The organism is Faecalibacterium sp. OF03-6AC, from assembly GCF_003478175.1.
GTDB classification, from domain to species: domain Bacteria; phylum Bacillota; class Clostridia; order Oscillospirales; family Ruminococcaceae; genus Faecalibacterium; species Faecalibacterium taiwanense.
This window is the reverse complement of the sequence record NZ_QUEN01000004.1, coordinates 145,226-160,462: the sequence shown is the minus strand read 5'-3', so window position 1 is coordinate 160,462 and position 15,237 is coordinate 145,226. Positions and strand designations below refer to the sequence as shown.

Below are 15,237 nucleotides of genomic sequence, written 5' to 3'. Positions count from 1 at the left end.
GCCATTCTGGGCGGCGGTGAGCTGATTGCAACCACATTCTGATCAACCCAAAATTTTACATTACAGCCGCCGTGCAGCTCATTTACACGGCGGCTGTTTTATAGGATAATAGAAGCACTTGATAAAAAGGAGTCTTACCCGATGCATCCTCTTGCTGAAACCCTGCTGGACGAACCGGTGATCGCCGCTGTGAAAACGGACGAAGCCCTGACTGCTGCGCTGGCCTCGCCCTGCAGTACTATTTTTCTGCTGGCAAGCACCCTGCTCACCGTAGACGGTCTGGTGCACCGCATACATGATGCCGGAAAACTGGCCGTGGTTCACATTGACCTTGTGGACGGCCTTTCGTCACGGGAGATCGCGGTGGACTCCCTCAACGCCCTGTGCCACCCGGACGGCATCATCTCCACCCGCCCGACCCTGATCCGCCGGGCGCGCCACCGCGGCCTACTGACCGTCCAGCGGGCATTCATTCTGGATTCCCTCTCACTGACCAGCCTGTCCGGCCAGCTGGAGCAGGGCAAGCCAGATTTTGTCGAGATCCTTCCCGGCATCATGCCCCGGGTCATCGCCGAGATCAGCACCCGCACACAGGTGCCTGTCATTGCAGGCGGCCTGCTGCGGGACAAAGCCGACGTCATGGCCGCCATGCGCGCAGGTGCCGCCGCAGTTTCCACCTCTGCGCCCTCCCTGTGGGATATCTGAGCCAGAACAAGATCCCAGCTGAAGTACGAAAAGCATAATAGTATCCTGGTGTTTTATCTGTTGAACATAAACTGTATCCTGCGCCGCAGAGCGTTCTACTGCCGCAGTAAAGTCATCGTAGATGCTTTCAATTGCCTGATAATACTTTGCTTCATTCAAAATCTGCCGGTATTTTCCGCGGGCAAAACAGGGGGCCACCACCGCATTGACCGCTGCGTCAAAAACGATTGCATCTTTTGGTGTGTTATGTAAATTGGGATCGTTTTTGCTCAGATACGCTTTGTTCTGATAGGTTGCTTTTGTCGAACCAGATAAGTAGTCTTTTTCCTGATCCAGATACGCACCTCTGCAAGATAATCCATTTCTTATTGATAAGTCTAGCACAAATCGATCAATCGTTCTATCTACTTGCATCGATTCACGGCTGACTGTTCATCTGACAGAAACTTCAAAAACCGTGTAATATCATACCGATAGCCGTTCAACGTGGCTTCTGCCGTGCCAGAATACTTCTTATCGTCCAAAAAATCTTGCTTTAGATTATCAAATCGGGCTGCATTCTTCTGAATCTTCTTCATTTTTGTACCTCTGACCTCTGAAATTTTTGAAAAAATCATAGGTACAAGCCCCAAAAGCCCGTATAAAACAAAAAAGACGACAAACCGTTTATCTCAACGATTTATCGTCCTTTTGGTGCGCTCGAGGGAACTCGAATCCCTGGCCCTCTGATTAAAAGTCAGATGCTCTACCGGCTGAGCTACGAGCGCATATTTCCGCAGTGAACATACTGCCGAATAATATTACCACAACTTGCGCAAAATTGCAAGGGTTCCCGGGCAAAAAGGCGCAAAAAGCTCCTGCATCGGTGTGGGCTTCCGCTTTTTATCCGCGCAGCAGATCGAAGATGCTCCGGTGTCGGCAGCGGAAGGGGCTTCATCCCGATAACTTCCTCTTTACAAACCCGGCAAGAATCGTTACAATCAAATCAAATCCGTCTGCAGTGCGCTGCGTTTTACTGCCCGGCAGTGTGCGCCCCGCCGCGCTGCACCCGCAAACTTTTTCCCGGCTTTGGCATTCTGCCGGGCCGCGCCGATACGTTTTTTGCAGGAGGTTTTTCCTATGAAGATCACTCGCCGTGCTGTTCTTCGCCTGACCGGTGCCGCTGCCGCTTCGCTGGCGCTTTCCAGCTGCAGTGCTTCCGGCAGTGCCATTCTGGGCAGCAATTTTTCCAGCTGGCTCCAGCAGACACTGGGCATCAGTTCTTCCGGCGCAGCTTCTTCTGCTGCATCCTCGGAGGCCATGGCGGCTTCCTCGCTGGCAGCAGGCGAGCAGCCCGCTGCCAGTCTTGCCGCACTGCCCGCTTACGATGCCGACCCGCTGACCGGTGAGGCCAAGCGCAGCAATGGCCGCATCGTGGGCGTGATGGTGAACAACATCTCCAACACCTCTCGTCAGAACGCCCGTCCGCAGCGCGGCCTTTCCTCTGCCGATCTGCTGATCGAGTGCAAGGTGGAGGGCGGCATCACCCGCTTCTGCGCGGTGTTCCACGATGCCGGCTCCATCCCGGAGATCGGCCCGCTGCGCTCTGGCCGCGACCAGTTCCTGCAGCTGCTGATGCCCTATCAGGCGCTGTACTACCACGACGGTGAGAGCGCCGCCTGCACCAAATTCATCAGCGTATACAACTATTCCGGCCTGAACATCGGCGGCAAGAGCTACTTTAATACTCCCACCCATCCGCATGTGGCTCACCGCGACAGCCGGGGCCGGGATGTGGCCTATGAACACACCGAGTTCACCTCCGGCAAGGAGATCCGGCAGGCCGCTTCCAACGCGGGCATCGGCCTGAAATACGATTACGACACCACCTTCTTCCGCTTTGCGGACTACCGCACCGGCGAGGAGAACGCCATGCAGGATGCAGCATCCGGCAGGACGGTCAGCATCACCCACTCGGACCACTACAAGACCAGCTTCCGCTATGATCCGCAGGCCCGCACCTATAAAATGCAGATGTACAGCCGTATCTCCGGCAAGTTTGAAAACACCGTGGACGAGCTGAACGCAAAGCAGCTGAGCTTTGACAACCTGCTGGTCTGCTTTGCGCCCATCGAACGCTATTCCGGCGACTCCGGCGATGTGCAGCAGGTAAGCTACATCTCCGGCGGCGATGCCTATTATTTCAGCCGCGGCGCTGTACAGCATGGCCGCTGGGAAAAGGCTTCGCCTGAGCATCCGCTGCTGGTCTACGACAAGACCGGTGCGCAGATGCTTTTCAACCGCGGCAAGACCTATCTTGCCATCGTGGACGACGACGAGTGGTCCAACTTCAGCTATCAGTAACGAGGGAACCGCATGAAACGCATCTGGAATCTGGCCCTTGGCACGGCGGTGCTGTGCACAGCCCTGCTGTGCGGGTGTGCGCTGGCCGGCCCCACTGCCCCGGACAGTGCAGCGCCCACCGACCCGCTGACCGGGCAGGAGCTGCAGTATCCCGGCGAACGCACCGCCGCCGTGGTGATCGACAACGCCGCTTCCAGCACCACACAGTGGGGCATTGGCAGCGCATCGGTGGTGCTGGAAGCCCTGACCGAGAGCGGCCAGCCCACCAGCCTGTGCTTGGCTTATCCTTCGGTAGCGGCCATGCCAACCGTCGGCCCAGTGACCCTTGGGCAGGATCTTTACTGGCGGCTGCTCAGCGGGCAGGAAGTACTGCCCATCCAGCGGGGTGCAGGGCAGTTTGCCCGCAACTATCTGGATTATTATAACCTGCGGGCCGTGGACGCGCTGGAAGTGGGCCGCAACGCCTTTTCCTGCGATGATGTCTGGAGCGGCGCGCCGCTGTGGCATACCAGCGGCGCGGAGGTCGCTTCCGTGCTGGGCAGCCTGAACCTTTCCGGCGCATTGGGCGACCACGGCAGCAGCGCTTCCTCCTCGGCCAGCACTGCCGAGGACTGCTCTGCCATTTCCGCTCTGCCCGCCCTGCTGCCGCAGGCCAAAGAGCCCCGCCTGCCGGAGCCCGGTTCCCGGGATGCCGAACAGGTGCAGATCAACTTTGCGCCCCAAAGCACCACCGGCTTTGCCTACGATGCGGCCAGCGGCACCTACGGAATGCTCCGTGCAGACGGCACCGCCCAGCTGGATGCCAACACCGGCGCGCAGGCGCAATTCGACAATCTGCTGGTCCTTTACTCCGCTTCCAGCCTGCGGGACGACGGCACCACGCTGGACTACGACCTGTCCCTTGGCGGCGGTGTCTGGCTGAACGGCAGCCAGCTGTGGCACATCACATGGACGCAGGGCACAGACTCCACCTTTGCCTTTTATGATGCCGACGGCAGGCCGCTGACCATCCGCACCGGACGCAGCTACATTGCGCTGGTCTCCAGCGTGACCGGGCAGGAGCTGACGGTATTGGATTCCGCCGGGCAGAATGTGCTGAATTGACAAAACAAAAAAGACCATCTGAGGCATTTTTAACTGCATCTCAGATGGTCTTTTTATTATAGGTCAGCGTCCTCGCCCTCTCAGCCTCACATTGTTCGGCAGCTCTCCCAAAGGGAGAGCCTTTGGCATTGCGGCAAAGCTTCTGGTTTTGCCAAGGCCTCTCCCTATGGGAGAGGTGGCATTGCATAGCAATGACGGAGAGGGCGAGGATACTTCGGTTTTTAAGGTTATTTTTACAGATCCACCACGCTGCCGACCTCGGCAGGAGAGGTGGGCACCACGCCCAGCACGGCGCGGTCCGTGCTGCGGTTGAGCGTAAAGGTCACGCTGCGGCCCGCCGCGAAATCCGGGTGATAGGTCAGCTCCAGCGTCTGCCAGTTGTCCGGCACTGCGCAGAAGCAGTGCAGCAGCGCGCCGCGGCCCGCCGTCAGGTTCAGGGTGAACACCGAAGCATCCGCCGCGTTCTCGCCGTAGAGCGGCGCAGCAAAGCTGCCGCAGCGCACCGGCTTGCCATCGCACACAGCGGTAACGCCGGTGCCCATACTGTACAGCTCCCCAAGCGTGCACACCTCACGGCTCTGCAGATAGCTTGCGCCCACCGGCAGGGTGGATGCGGAGAGGTTTTCCACCGAGAGGTACACCAGCACATTGCCCATTTCCTGCGCAGGGGCATAGCCCAGCAGCTCCACGGCAGCTTTGCCGTCCAGCAGGGCAGGTTCGCCTGCAAGATGCGGCTGCTGCGCCGCAGCAGATACACCGGTGAGCAGCGCTGCCGCAAGGCTGACCGCACCGGAACCGGCACATTTCAGGAATGACCGGCGGGAAATGGACTGGGACATGGAACTTCCTCCTAAAATAATCGTTCCCTTATACAATAAAGGATTGCGCCGCTTCTGTCAAGGGATGGGCCGAAACTGTAACCGAATCCTTACTCAAAGGCTTCGTTCTCCTCGGCTTCGGCCTGACCGCGCAGGGTATCGGCATAGCCAAAGGGCACGATGTCGATGGCTTCCACCAGACGGTCCCGCATCCACAGCTGCACATCGGTCTGCACCGTGTAGCCGCAGCCGGGGTCTGCCATCCACTGCTCCGGGCGGCGGGTGGGCACCGCGCGCTGGCTGAGCATGCTCATGATCACGCCGCCATGGGTCACACAGGCTGCTTCGGTCACATCCATGCGGATCATATACTCAAACAGCTTCATCAGGCTTTCGGCGCAGCGGGCGTGGAACTGGTCGGTAGGCTCTGCGCCTTCGGGCACATAGCCGGAGCCGGGGGTGATCCACTTTTTAAAGTCCTCGTCGTGCACCAGCTCCTTGACCGGCTTGTTCTCAAACTTGCCAAAGCCGGCCTCCCGCAGGTCGTGCACGGTAAAGGTGTGCTTTGCATCCGGGAACAGGATGTTGGCTGTTTCCACCGCGCGCAGCAGCGGGGAGGAGAACACGGTATCCACCTGCGGATACTCGAACCGCTCTTTCAGCTCATTGAGCTGAGCGCGGCCCTCGTCGCACAGAGGGATGTCGGTGCCGCTGCCGATGTACAGGCCCTGCAGGTTGCCCGCAGTCATGCCGTGGCGGATGAGATGAAGCTTGAACGTTTTCATGGATAGTGCCTCTCTTTATCGCTGTGCGGCGGCACGGGAACGGACGGTAAAACCCGCTGCGGAGAAAAAATCTGGCAGAAAAACGTGTCGTCTGCCAGATTTTTTGCTCTTTGGCGGCAGCTGCGGCCCCGCGCACGCCACAAAATGTATGCGTTAATACCTATAGTTTAACATAGATATGGTGTCCAGAGCAAGCCTTTTGACAGAAATGACGAAAATCAACGAAAAATATCGTCACTTTTCTTGCTTTACAAAAGGTTTTTCGTTGTGTATAATCAACCTGCTGTAAACCAAAAACAAGGATGTCCCCCTACATCGAACTTTGAGGAGCCAAAAATCATGGAATTCAACCGTATCATCAAGCTGCTGCGCAAGGAACGCGGCATCACCCAGAAGCAGGCCGCCGAGGATCTTGGCGTCTCGCAGGCGCTGCTGTCCCACTACGAAAAAGGCATCCGCGAATGCGGCCTGGACTTTGTGGTGCGCGTGGCAGACTATTATAATGTTTCCTGCGATTATCTTCTGGGCCGCAGTGCAGAGCGCAACGGCATGATGCTCTCGGCAGAAGACATCCCGAACCCGGACAAGATGAAGGACAACATCTACCACGGCAGCGTGCTGCCCACCATGAACAAAAAGCTGATCTCCAACAGCCTGAACGTGCTGTACGCCAAGATCGGCCAGTGCCACAGCAAGGCCCTTACCACCGAGGTGAGCGCCTACCTGATGATGGCCGTAGCCAAAATGTTCCGCCTGCTGTACTCGGCCGAGCCCCACAACGCCGCCAGTATGTTCAGCATCGAGCCCATCCGCTGGCGCGGCTGCTCCGATGCCGTGATGCGCATGTCCGAAGCCAACGTGGAAGCCTTGCTGGACGGACAGGATGTGAACGGCGGCGAGGGCGTAAAGGACCCGGCCTGCCTGACCATGACCACAGAAAGCCTGACCCGCGAGTTCCCGCTTTATACGCCCAGCCTGTTAAATCTGGTCAAAACCAGCGAAACACATGTGAAGGGCCTTACCCACGAAGGGTGATATTCCTGTGAAAAAGCTGTAAATTCAGCCCCAAAACCCTTGCATCTTTCGGGCAGAAAGGGTATAAACAGAATAGAACATTCTGGAATACGGTTTTTTCCTATCAAAAGGAGGATTTATTCTATGTCCAACTCCATTTCCCGCCGTACCTTCCTCAAGTGCACCGGCGCATCCGTTGCTGCTCTGGGCGCAGCAAGCCTGCTGGGCGGCTGCCAGCAGAATGGCAATGCCACCATCGTGGATGTCAAGGTCGGTGATAAGGTCAGCAACTGGAACGGCCTTGGCGTTCAGCTGACCAGCCTGTTCAACATTGATACCGTACCTGCACAGGCCGGTTACGAATACATTGCTGTTCTGGTCACCGTGGTCAACCGCACCAAGAACCAGACCTTCAACATCGGCGCACAGAATCTGGCCGAGATCAACGCCGCTTATCCCGTGCCCCCGCAGGAGAACGTGGATGCAAACTTCCATGCACTGGCAGCAGCTTCTACCGATTTCTCTGCTTCCTGCGACGGCCAGAGCGTGGAGTGCGGTGCCAACATCTCGCTGTACAACTCCAACTCTCAGACCTTCTCGGATTCCACCAATCTGCCCCCGCAGGGTACCGGCTATCTGCAGCTGATGCTGATGGTCCCCAAGGGCTGGCAGCAGCTGAGCGTTACTTACATGCCCACCTTTGCAGCGGATAAGACCATGACCTTTGTCATGACCGCCGCAGACGTGACCCGCGCCTGAGAGAACGGTTTCCCGGGACGAAATTTCGTCGCAAAACAACGTCACAGCTCAAAATTTCATCATTTTATTTTGCCAAAAGGCATTGACATCCGGCCCGGTTTCGCCTATCTTATAGGTAGTGCCGTAAGGCCGTACTGATCTGCTTTTTAAAGGAGGAACGAACATGTCCTATACATTCTCCCGCCGTGACTTTATGAAATATACCGCACTGGCCGCCGCTGCCGTGGCAGTCTCCGGCTCCCTGACCGGCTGCTCCAACCCGAACCAGCCCACTGGTACGGTTGGTAGCACCCTGAAGCCGGGCGGCGGCATCTGTGAAGCCACTCTGCTGAGCGGCGACAGCAAGCCGACTTATAATCTTACCGACAAGAAGCTTGTCTGCAATTTTAAGATCAAGTCCCTTATTGCCGGCCTACAGGTCAGCAAAGGTCACTTCCAGGTTGATGTAACTGGCGGCGAGCATCCCGGTTCCTATAACGTTAACACGCATCCTACCGGCGTTGCAGCAGCTACTTTTGAATTGACTGGCGGCAATGATGCCACCACCAAGAATCAGATTCTGCCCAATGTTGCTCTGACTGTCACCGGCATTAATCTGACTGGTGCTACCAATGTTGCTGTTCGTTATTGCCCGAAGCATTCTGCTGACGAAACCGGCAAGGATCTCTACAATGATGTTTATGCAACTTGGAACATCACTGCCAACGATCTGGGCCTCTAATAATTTCTTCGATCATAGTTTTCCAAAGACCCGCGCCATATGGTGCGGGTCTTTTTGCGTATGCGGGCCATTTGTATCCAAGTTTTGGGCGATATCATGTAAAATGTACAAAGTTTTTTAGTGGATTTATGCCTTGTGCACAGGTTTCTTTTCCGGTACAATAGGGTTATAAAAATGTGCAGGAGCATCGCAGCGATGCGGTGCTTTTTGCATTTGAGGGGCAACCCGGAAAACCTGAAAAGGAGTGCTGTTTCGATGATCAATATGGTAAAGCTTCCCACCAAAAAAAGTAACCTGTTCCTGCGCGTAGCAAAGGGCCACTTTGCTACCAGCCACAGCCATATCAACTATTACATCGATGTCACCACCCAGAAGTCCCGCCTTTCCGAGGCCAAGGCCGTGGCAAAGGAGCTGGTGGCCGCTTACCAGCACAGCACCATTGTGGACACCGTGCTCTGTCTGGACGGCACGCAGGTGATCGGCACCTGCCTTGCCAACGAGCTGACCAAGGACGGCTTTGCCAACATGAACGCCCACCAGACCATTTATGTGATCACCCCGGAGTACACCACCGGTAGCCAGATCATCCTGCGCGACAATCTGGCCCCCATGGTCAAGGGCAAGCATGTGCTCATTCTGGCGGCTTCCATCACCACCGGCTACACCGTGCAGGCCGCTGTGGAGGCCGTGAACTACTACGGCGGCACCGTGGCAGGCCTTTCCGCTATTTTTGCCACCACCCACGAGTGCATGGGCTATGAAGTCACCTCCATCTTTGACCCCGCCAGCCTGCCGGACTACGCCAGCTTTGACAGCCGCGACTGTCCCCTGTGCAAGGCCGGCCAGCACATCGATGCGCTGGTGAACAGCTTTGGCTATTCGGCGCTGTAACCCCTCTCAGTCTGCTCACTTTGTTCGCATCCAGCTCCCCCGAAAGGGGGAGCTTTCTTTGTGCTTCCCGTAAAATGCAAAAAGCTCTCCCTTTCGGGAGAGCTGGCATCGCGCAGCGATGACTGAGAGGGTTATTTTTTCGGGAACACAAACGGCTCGTGCAGGTACACCGCCACCAGATATGCCGCCATGAAGCACCAGATGATGGGCTCGCACAGGATCACGGCGTTGTACTGGAATTTCGGGATGAACACCAGCACAAAGATCACCTTGCCCACCAGCTCGATCACGCTGGAGAACAGCGGCAGCACCTTCTGGCCAAGGCTCTGCAGCGCGTAGCGGGTGCACAGCAGCACGCCCAGAACGGCATAGAAGGGTGCGTTCCACAGCAGGTACCGCGCACCGTTTTCCAGCACGATGGGTTCCGAAGAGCCGGAGATCAGCTGCACCATCCACTGAGCACCAAAGTTCATCAGCACCACGGCGGCGGCCATCACCACCACCGAGTACAGATACATCTGCCGCATTCCCCTGCGCACACGGTCGGGCTGGTTTGCGCCGCGGTTCTGGGAAACGAAGGTGGAACCGGCGTTCGCCATGGAGATGAGCGGCATATCCGTAAAGGCAAACAGCTTGCGGGCAGCGGTGTGCCCCGCAATGGTCAGGGTGCCAAGCCCGTTGATGCCGTACTGCAGCACCACCGAACCCGCAGACACGATGCTGCTCATCAGGCCCATGGAGATGCTCTGGCTGAACAGCTCCCAGTAGAGATGACTGCCCACGGCGAAATGCTTTTTCTCCGGGATGAGGATGTGCACCTTTGCCAGCACGTACAGAACGCACAGCACCACCGAGATGCCCTGTGCAATGACCGTTGCCACCGCTGCGCCCTGCACGCCCATGCCAACCCCGGCAATGAACCACAGGTCCAGCCCCACGTTCAGCACCGAGCTGATGAGCAGGAACACCAGCGGCATTACGCTGTTGCCAATGGCGCGCAACAGGCCTGCGCACAGGTTATACATAAACATGACCACAACGCCAAGGTCGATCACGATGATGTAGCTGTAGGCATCTTCCAGAATTTCCGCCGGGGTATCCAGCAGCTGCAGCAGGGCATGCAGGCCGAAAAAGCCTGCCGTTGTAATGACCAGCGACGCGATCAGACCAATGACGACCGACCCCACCACCGTGCGCTTGAGCAGGTCTTCGTCCTGCGCGCCGTAGGAGCGCGCTGCAACGATGGCAAGGCCATTGCCGATACCGATGCCAAAGCCGACTAAAAGCTCGTAGATCGAGCCGCAGGAGCCAATGGCAGCAAGGGCTGTATCGCCCAGCACATTGCCCACGATCATGGTATCCACCGTGTTGTAGAGCTGCTGGAACAGGTTGGAAACCAGAATGGGCAGCATGAACAGCAGCAGGCTTTTTAAAATAGGCCCGTGCATCAGGTCTACGTTCATGTTGAAGAAGCTTTTCTTTTGGGGCTGCGCGTGGGTCATAGGGGTCCTCCAAAATTATAACTTTTAAGATATCTGTACACAAAACAAAACATCTGCAATCCCCTCCCGATTTATAAAAAACAGGAAAAGGCATTGCAGATGATCGATCTTTTTGCTGGCTCGCCCTCTCCGTCACCTTCGGTGCCACCTCTCCCAAAGGGAGAGGCCTTGGCATAACGATGCACTTTGCGTGGACTGCCAAAGGCTCCCACTTTGGGGGAGCTGGCATCGCGTCAGCGATGACTGAGAGGGCGAGGATGCTGGCAATAAAATAGCGCTCTTACAGCTCCTGCGTCTCGAAGCCGCTGCCGGTAAGCACCTGCACGCTGGTAAAGCCTGCAGCCTTGATGGCGGCGGCAGCTTCGTCAAAGCCGTAGGTCAGGCTGTTGATATCATGAGAATCAGAAGTGATGATGACCTTGCCACCCATCTTCTGCCACTCGCCCAGCAGCCACGGGCCGGGGTAGAAGTCCTTGCGGTAGCCGCGGTACACACCGCCGGTATTCACTTCCAGCAGGCAATCGTTTGCCTTTGCGGCCTGCAGTGCCTTGAGGGCAGCGGCCTTGTAGCGGGGCGACTCTTCGTCGAAGAACTCACCGTTGGCATTCAGCTTCTTGATGAGGTCGATGTGGGCCAGAATATCCGGCTTGAGGGCAGCCACCTTTTCCACCTCGGCAAAGTAGGCTTCCACAGCGGCAAGGGGGTCTGCGTCAAAATCATCGTTGATGCAGTCCCACAGGTCCTGCGGGCGGAAATCGATCTCGTAATACTTGCCGGTGTTCTTGCCGTACAGGTGGTGTGCGCTGCCGATCCAGTAATCGTAGCCGGTGCGCTTATCCTCGCTCAGGATATCCCACTCGATGCCGCACAGGATATCCACCTTGCCCTTGTACTCAGTCTTGAGCTTGGCAATGGTGGCCTTGTACTGGGCGGTGCGGCTGGGGCTCATGCAGTATTCACGGTCGCGCTGGGTGTAGCTATGGCCGGTGAAGCCCAGCGTGGTCAGGCCCTGCGCACACGCAGCACTTGCCATATCCTGCAAGGTATTTTTGCCATCGCACATGGTGGAGTGGCAATGGACACTGGACTTCTTATAATCTGCCATAGATAATTCACTGCATCCTTTCCTGTTTGACCTTGTGGTCAATGACGTGACGTTTTTCCAGTTCACGGGTCACATCCTCCACCGTGATGCCGGCGCTGACCATCAGCACCAGAACATGGTAGGCAAGATCGCTGATCTCGTAAACGGTCTCTTCCTTATCCTCTTTTTCGCCCGCAATGATGACCTCGGTGCACTCTTCGCCCACCTTTTTCAGGATCTTCTCCTTGCCCTTCTCGAACAGGTAGGTGGTGTAGCTGCCCTCCTTGGGGCTATCCTTGCGGCCCTTGATGAGCTGGTACAGGCCCTGCCAGCTGAACTGCTTCAGCTCCGGCGAGACGTATACTTCGTTGAAAAAGCAGCTCTCGGCGCCGGTGTGGCAGGCGGGGCCGGATTTGACCACTTCCACCACCAGTGCATCGGCATCGCAGTCGGCGGTGATGGACACCACCCGCTGCACATTGCCGCTGGTCTCGCCCTTACGCCAGATCTCCTGACGGCTGCGGCTCCAGAACACAGTGCGGCCCTCGGCAATGGTGAGCGCCAGCGTCTCGGCGTTCATGTATGCGAGGGTGAGCACCTCTTTGGTGTAGTGGTCCTGCACGATGGCAGGGATCAGGCCCTTTTCATCAAATTTCAGATTCATAACGGTTCTCCCTCCCCGGATGGGGATATTACTAGTTTAGCGTATTCGGTGCGCAAACGCAAGAGTTTGCGGGTTGTTTTTGCGGAAATCCAGTTTCGCGTTACGGCTTCTCCCCGCGCCGGGGAGAAATGCCCCGGCGTTACAGCCGCATCTCCACGCCGTTTGCGTTGAGGTATTCTTTCAGGTCGCGGATGGTCAGCAGCTTCTGGTGGAAGATGCCCGCCGCAAGGCCTGCGTCGATGCCCTTGTGGCGGAACAGCTCCAGAAAGTCTTCCTTTTTGCCTGCGCCGCCGCTGGCAATGATGGGCACGTTCACCCGCGCCGCAACTGCATCCAGCATCTCAAGGTCGAATCCGCTGCGCACGCCGTCGGTATCGATGCTGTTCAGGCAGATCTCGCCTGCGCCGTGGTCCACGCACCAGCTGATCCAGTCCAGTGCATCCCGGCCGGTGTCCTCGCGCCCGCCCTTGGCGAACACCCGGAACTGGCCGTCCACCCGCTTCACATCGGCAGAGAGCACCACGCACTGGTTGCCGTAGCGCTGTGCTGCCGCCGGGATAAGGCCGGGATTTTTGAGTGCGCCCGAGTTGACGCTGACCTTGTCCGCGCCGCACTTGAGCACCCGGTCAAAATCTTCCAGCGTGTTGATGCCGCCGCCTACCGTGAGCGGGATAAAAATTTCGCTGGCGACGCGGGTCAGGATATCCGTGAACAGTGCCCGCCCCTCGAAGCTGGCGGTGATATCGTAGAACACCAGCTCGTCGGCACCGGCAGCGTTGTACATGCGGGCCATTTCCACCGGGTCGGCCACGTCCCGGATGCCTTCAAAGTTCGTGCCCTTGACCACGCGGCCATTTCGCACATCAAGGCAGGGGATAATGCGTTTGGTGATCATGTCGTTTCCCCTCCGTTCACTCCTGCACCAGATGCACGCAGCGCGCAAGGTCCAGTGCGCCGGTGTACAGGCTCTTGCCCAAAATGGCAGCGGCAGTGCCCATTTTTTTCAGTTCCAGAAGCTCTGCTTCGGACGAGATGCCGCCGCTGGCCGTAAAGGCCACGCCGGGCACCTCTTTGGCAAGCGTGCGGTACAGTCCGAGGTTCGTGCCCCTCATGGCACCGTCGCAGGCAATGTCCGTGTAGATGATGGCGGTGCATCCGGCATCTTCCAGCCGCTTGCAGAAGTCCACGCCCGGCTCGGCGCTGACCTCCTTCCAGCCATGGATGGCCACATAGCCGTCCTTTGCGTCCACGCCCACGGCAATTTTATCGCCGTATTTTTTCAGCATCCGGGCGGTAAAGGCAAAATCCGTCACCGCCACGCTGCCAAGGATGCAGCGGCCCACGCCGAGGGAAAGATATGTTTCAATGCGCTCCTCGGTGCGGATGCCGCCGCCCACCTCAATGTATAAGCCGCCCTGTTTTGCCAGCGCGGCAATGGTATCGTAGTTGGAAAGGGTGCCGTCCTTTGCGCCGTCCAGATCGACGACGTGCAGATTTTTGGCCCCCGCTGCAAGGAACTCCCGCGCCTGTGCACAGGGGTCCTCGCCGTAGACGGTCATGCGGCTGTAGTCGCCCTGCGTCAGGCGCACCACCTTGCCGCCCCGCAGGTCGATGGCTGGAAAAAGCTGCATAATTTTTCTCCTTACAATTCCGCAAATGCTTTCAGAATGCGCAGGCCGGTATCCCCGCTCTTTTCCGGGTGGAACTGGGTGCCGTACACCCTGCCTGCCCGCACCGCGCCGGTGACGGGAATGGAATAGTCGCTCACAGCCAGTGTACTCTCCGTACAGTTCTTGCCGTAGTAGCTGTGGACGTAATAGACGTATTCTCCCTCACGGATGTACTTGAACAGCGGGTCGTCCTTTACAAGGTGCAAGGCGTTCCAGCCGATCTGCGGCACCTTCAGGCTCTTGTCCGCAAGGTCGGGCTCCAGCGGGCAGACCTCGCCCTTCACAAAGCCAAGGCCTTCGTGCTCACCGTACTCGTAACTCTTTTCAAACAGCAGCTGCATGCCAAGGCAGATGCCCAGCAGCGGCTTCTTTTCGGCTTCTTCTTTCATGACCGGCACAAGACCCGTTGCCTCCAGCTTTGCCATGGCATCGGCAAAAGCGCCCACGCCCGGCAGGATGAGCCGGTCGGCTTTGCGGATGGTGTCCGCATCCGCAGTCACAACGGCTTCCAGTCCCAGCTGTTTCAGGCTGGACTTCAGGCTGAACAGGTTGCCCACGCCGTAATCGATAATTGCGATCATACCAGCAGTCCTTTCGTGGAAGGAATTTCGTCCTTGTGGGCTTCGTCGATCTTCACGGCCGCGCCCAATGCATGGCCTGCGCCCTTGAAGCAGGCCTCGAGGATGTGGTGGGTATTTTCACCGGCAAACTGTACAAAATGGACAGTGGCCGGCACGCTGCGGGCAAAGCCCAGCCAGAATTCCTTGGCGCACTCCACGTCAAAATCGCCCACCTTTTCGGTGCTGCAATGGACATCCCAGTTCAGAGTGCAGCGGCCCGAAAGATCGACGGCGCACAGGATCAGCGCTTCATCCATGGGCAGATAAAAGCTGCCGTAGCGCTGGATACCGCGCATATCGCCCAGCGCCCGTGCAAAGGCCTGACCCAGTGCAATGCCCACATCCTCGGTGGTGTGGTGGTAGTCCACCTGCACATCGCCGTGGCAGGTGAGCACTAAGTCAAAACGGCCATGGCGGGCGAACAGCTCCAGCATGTGGTTCAGAAAGCCGCACCCGGTGTCCACCTCGTAGCGGCCGGTGCCGTCCAGATCAAGGGTAAGGTCGATCTGGGTCTCATTGGTGTTGCGTTCCAGCGAGATCATTCGGTTCGGCATGGT

General features: G+C 57.6%; 16 protein-coding genes and 1 tRNA gene. 7 read left to right on the top strand and 10 right to left on the bottom strand.

The annotated features are described in order from the left end of the window. Positions 1-141: 141 nt before the first annotated feature. Positions 142-705: a glycerol-3-phosphate responsive antiterminator gene (locus DXA66_RS06375; protein ID WP_118527639.1), complete on the top strand. Its 564-nt coding sequence runs from the start codon at positions 142-144 to the stop codon at positions 703-705. A gap of 691 nt (positions 706-1,396) precedes the next feature. Here the strand turns inward: DXA66_RS06375 and DXA66_RS06370 are convergent. Continuing rightward, positions 1,397-1,472 (bottom strand) — tRNA-Lys (locus tag DXA66_RS06370). 352 nt (positions 1,473-1,824) lie between these two features. Between DXA66_RS06370 and DXA66_RS06365 the strand changes: the two genes are divergently transcribed. Continuing rightward, positions 1,825-3,048, top strand: coding sequence for a DUF3048 domain-containing protein (locus DXA66_RS06365; protein ID WP_118527637.1), 1,224 nt, complete (start codon positions 1,825-1,827; stop codon positions 3,046-3,048). A 12-nt stretch (positions 3,049-3,060) separates the two neighbouring features. After that, complete coding sequence (locus tag DXA66_RS06360) at positions 3,061-4,152, top strand: DUF3048 C-terminal domain-containing protein (RefSeq protein ID WP_118527635.1); 1,092 nt, start codon at positions 3,061-3,063, stop codon at positions 4,150-4,152. A 233-nt stretch (positions 4,153-4,385) separates the two neighbouring features. On the opposite strand, the gene DXA66_RS06355 is transcribed toward DXA66_RS06360, so the two are convergent. Together DXA66_RS06355 and DXA66_RS06350 are read right to left on the bottom strand one after the other, a co-directional pair. Then, complete coding sequence (locus DXA66_RS06355; protein WP_118527633.1) at positions 4,386-4,991, bottom strand: Tat pathway signal sequence; 606 nt, start codon at positions 4,989-4,991, stop codon at positions 4,386-4,388. 89 nt (positions 4,992-5,080) lie between these two features. Next, a complete protein-coding gene (locus DXA66_RS06350) occupies positions 5,081-5,755 on the bottom strand; it encodes a histidine phosphatase family protein (RefSeq protein WP_118527631.1) in 675 nt (224 codons plus the stop codon). 339 nt (positions 5,756-6,094) lie between these two features. Here DXA66_RS06350 and DXA66_RS06345 point away from each other — a divergent pair, with 339 nt between their 5' ends. The 4 genes from DXA66_RS06345 (at position 6,095) to DXA66_RS06330 (ending at position 9,140) form a co-directional block, all read left to right on the top strand. Further along, positions 6,095-6,790 (top strand): helix-turn-helix domain-containing protein, encoded by a 696-nt coding sequence (locus DXA66_RS06345; protein WP_097776917.1) that lies wholly within the window; start codon positions 6,095-6,097, stop codon positions 6,788-6,790. 123 nt (positions 6,791-6,913) lie between these two features. After that, positions 6,914-7,528 carry a twin-arginine translocation signal domain-containing protein gene (locus tag DXA66_RS06340; protein WP_118527629.1) on the top strand — a complete coding sequence of 205 codons (615 nt, stop codon included), beginning with the start codon at positions 6,914-6,916 and terminating at the stop codon, positions 7,526-7,528. Between the two features lie 163 nt (positions 7,529-7,691). Next, positions 7,692-8,249 carry a twin-arginine translocation signal domain-containing protein gene (locus DXA66_RS06335; protein WP_118527627.1) on the top strand — a complete coding sequence of 186 codons (558 nt, stop codon included), beginning with the start codon at positions 7,692-7,694 and terminating at the stop codon, positions 8,247-8,249. 255 nt (positions 8,250-8,504) lie between these two features. Continuing rightward, the gene (locus DXA66_RS06330) at positions 8,505-9,140 is read left to right on the top strand and encodes a phosphoribosyltransferase (protein ID WP_118527625.1); all 636 of its coding nucleotides are present in this window, start codon (positions 8,505-8,507) and stop codon (positions 9,138-9,140) included. A 131-nt stretch (positions 9,141-9,271) separates the two neighbouring features. Here DXA66_RS06330 and DXA66_RS06325 read toward each other — a convergent pair whose 3' ends face one another. The 7 genes from DXA66_RS06325 to hisB form a co-directional block, all read right to left on the bottom strand. Beyond that, a complete protein-coding gene (locus DXA66_RS06325; protein WP_118527623.1) occupies positions 9,272-10,642 on the bottom strand; it encodes an MATE family efflux transporter in 1,371 nt (456 codons plus the stop codon). A 280-nt stretch (positions 10,643-10,922) separates the two neighbouring features. Further along, positions 10,923-11,747 (bottom strand): histidinol-phosphatase HisJ family protein, encoded by an 825-nt coding sequence (locus DXA66_RS06320; protein ID WP_118527621.1) that lies wholly within the window; start codon positions 11,745-11,747, stop codon positions 10,923-10,925. Between the two features lie 7 nt (positions 11,748-11,754). Continuing rightward, positions 11,755-12,390, bottom strand: coding sequence for a bifunctional phosphoribosyl-AMP cyclohydrolase/phosphoribosyl-ATP diphosphatase HisIE (gene hisIE / locus DXA66_RS06315; protein WP_005943640.1), 636 nt, complete (start codon positions 12,388-12,390; stop codon positions 11,755-11,757). Between the two features lie 139 nt (positions 12,391-12,529). Continuing rightward, entirely contained in the window at positions 12,530-13,285 is a 756-nt protein-coding gene (gene hisF, locus DXA66_RS06310) for an imidazole glycerol phosphate synthase subunit HisF (RefSeq protein WP_118527619.1), read from the bottom strand. Between the two features lie 16 nt (positions 13,286-13,301). Continuing rightward, positions 13,302-14,021, bottom strand: coding sequence for a 1-(5-phosphoribosyl)-5-[(5-phosphoribosylamino)methylideneamino]imidazole-4-carboxamide isomerase (gene hisA, locus DXA66_RS06305; protein WP_118527617.1), 720 nt, complete (start codon positions 14,019-14,021; stop codon positions 13,302-13,304). 11 nt (positions 14,022-14,032) lie between these two features. Further along, positions 14,033-14,641 carry an imidazole glycerol phosphate synthase subunit HisH gene (gene hisH, locus DXA66_RS06300; RefSeq protein WP_118527615.1) on the bottom strand — a complete coding sequence of 203 codons (609 nt, stop codon included), beginning with the start codon at positions 14,639-14,641 and terminating at the stop codon, positions 14,033-14,035. Beyond that, on the bottom strand, positions 14,638-15,234 hold the full coding sequence (hisB, locus tag DXA66_RS06295) for an imidazoleglycerol-phosphate dehydratase HisB (RefSeq protein WP_118527613.1): 597 nt from the start codon (positions 15,232-15,234) through the stop codon (positions 14,638-14,640). Before hisB ends, hisH begins: the two co-directional genes overlap by 4 nt. Positions 15,235-15,237 lie beyond the last annotated feature (3 nt).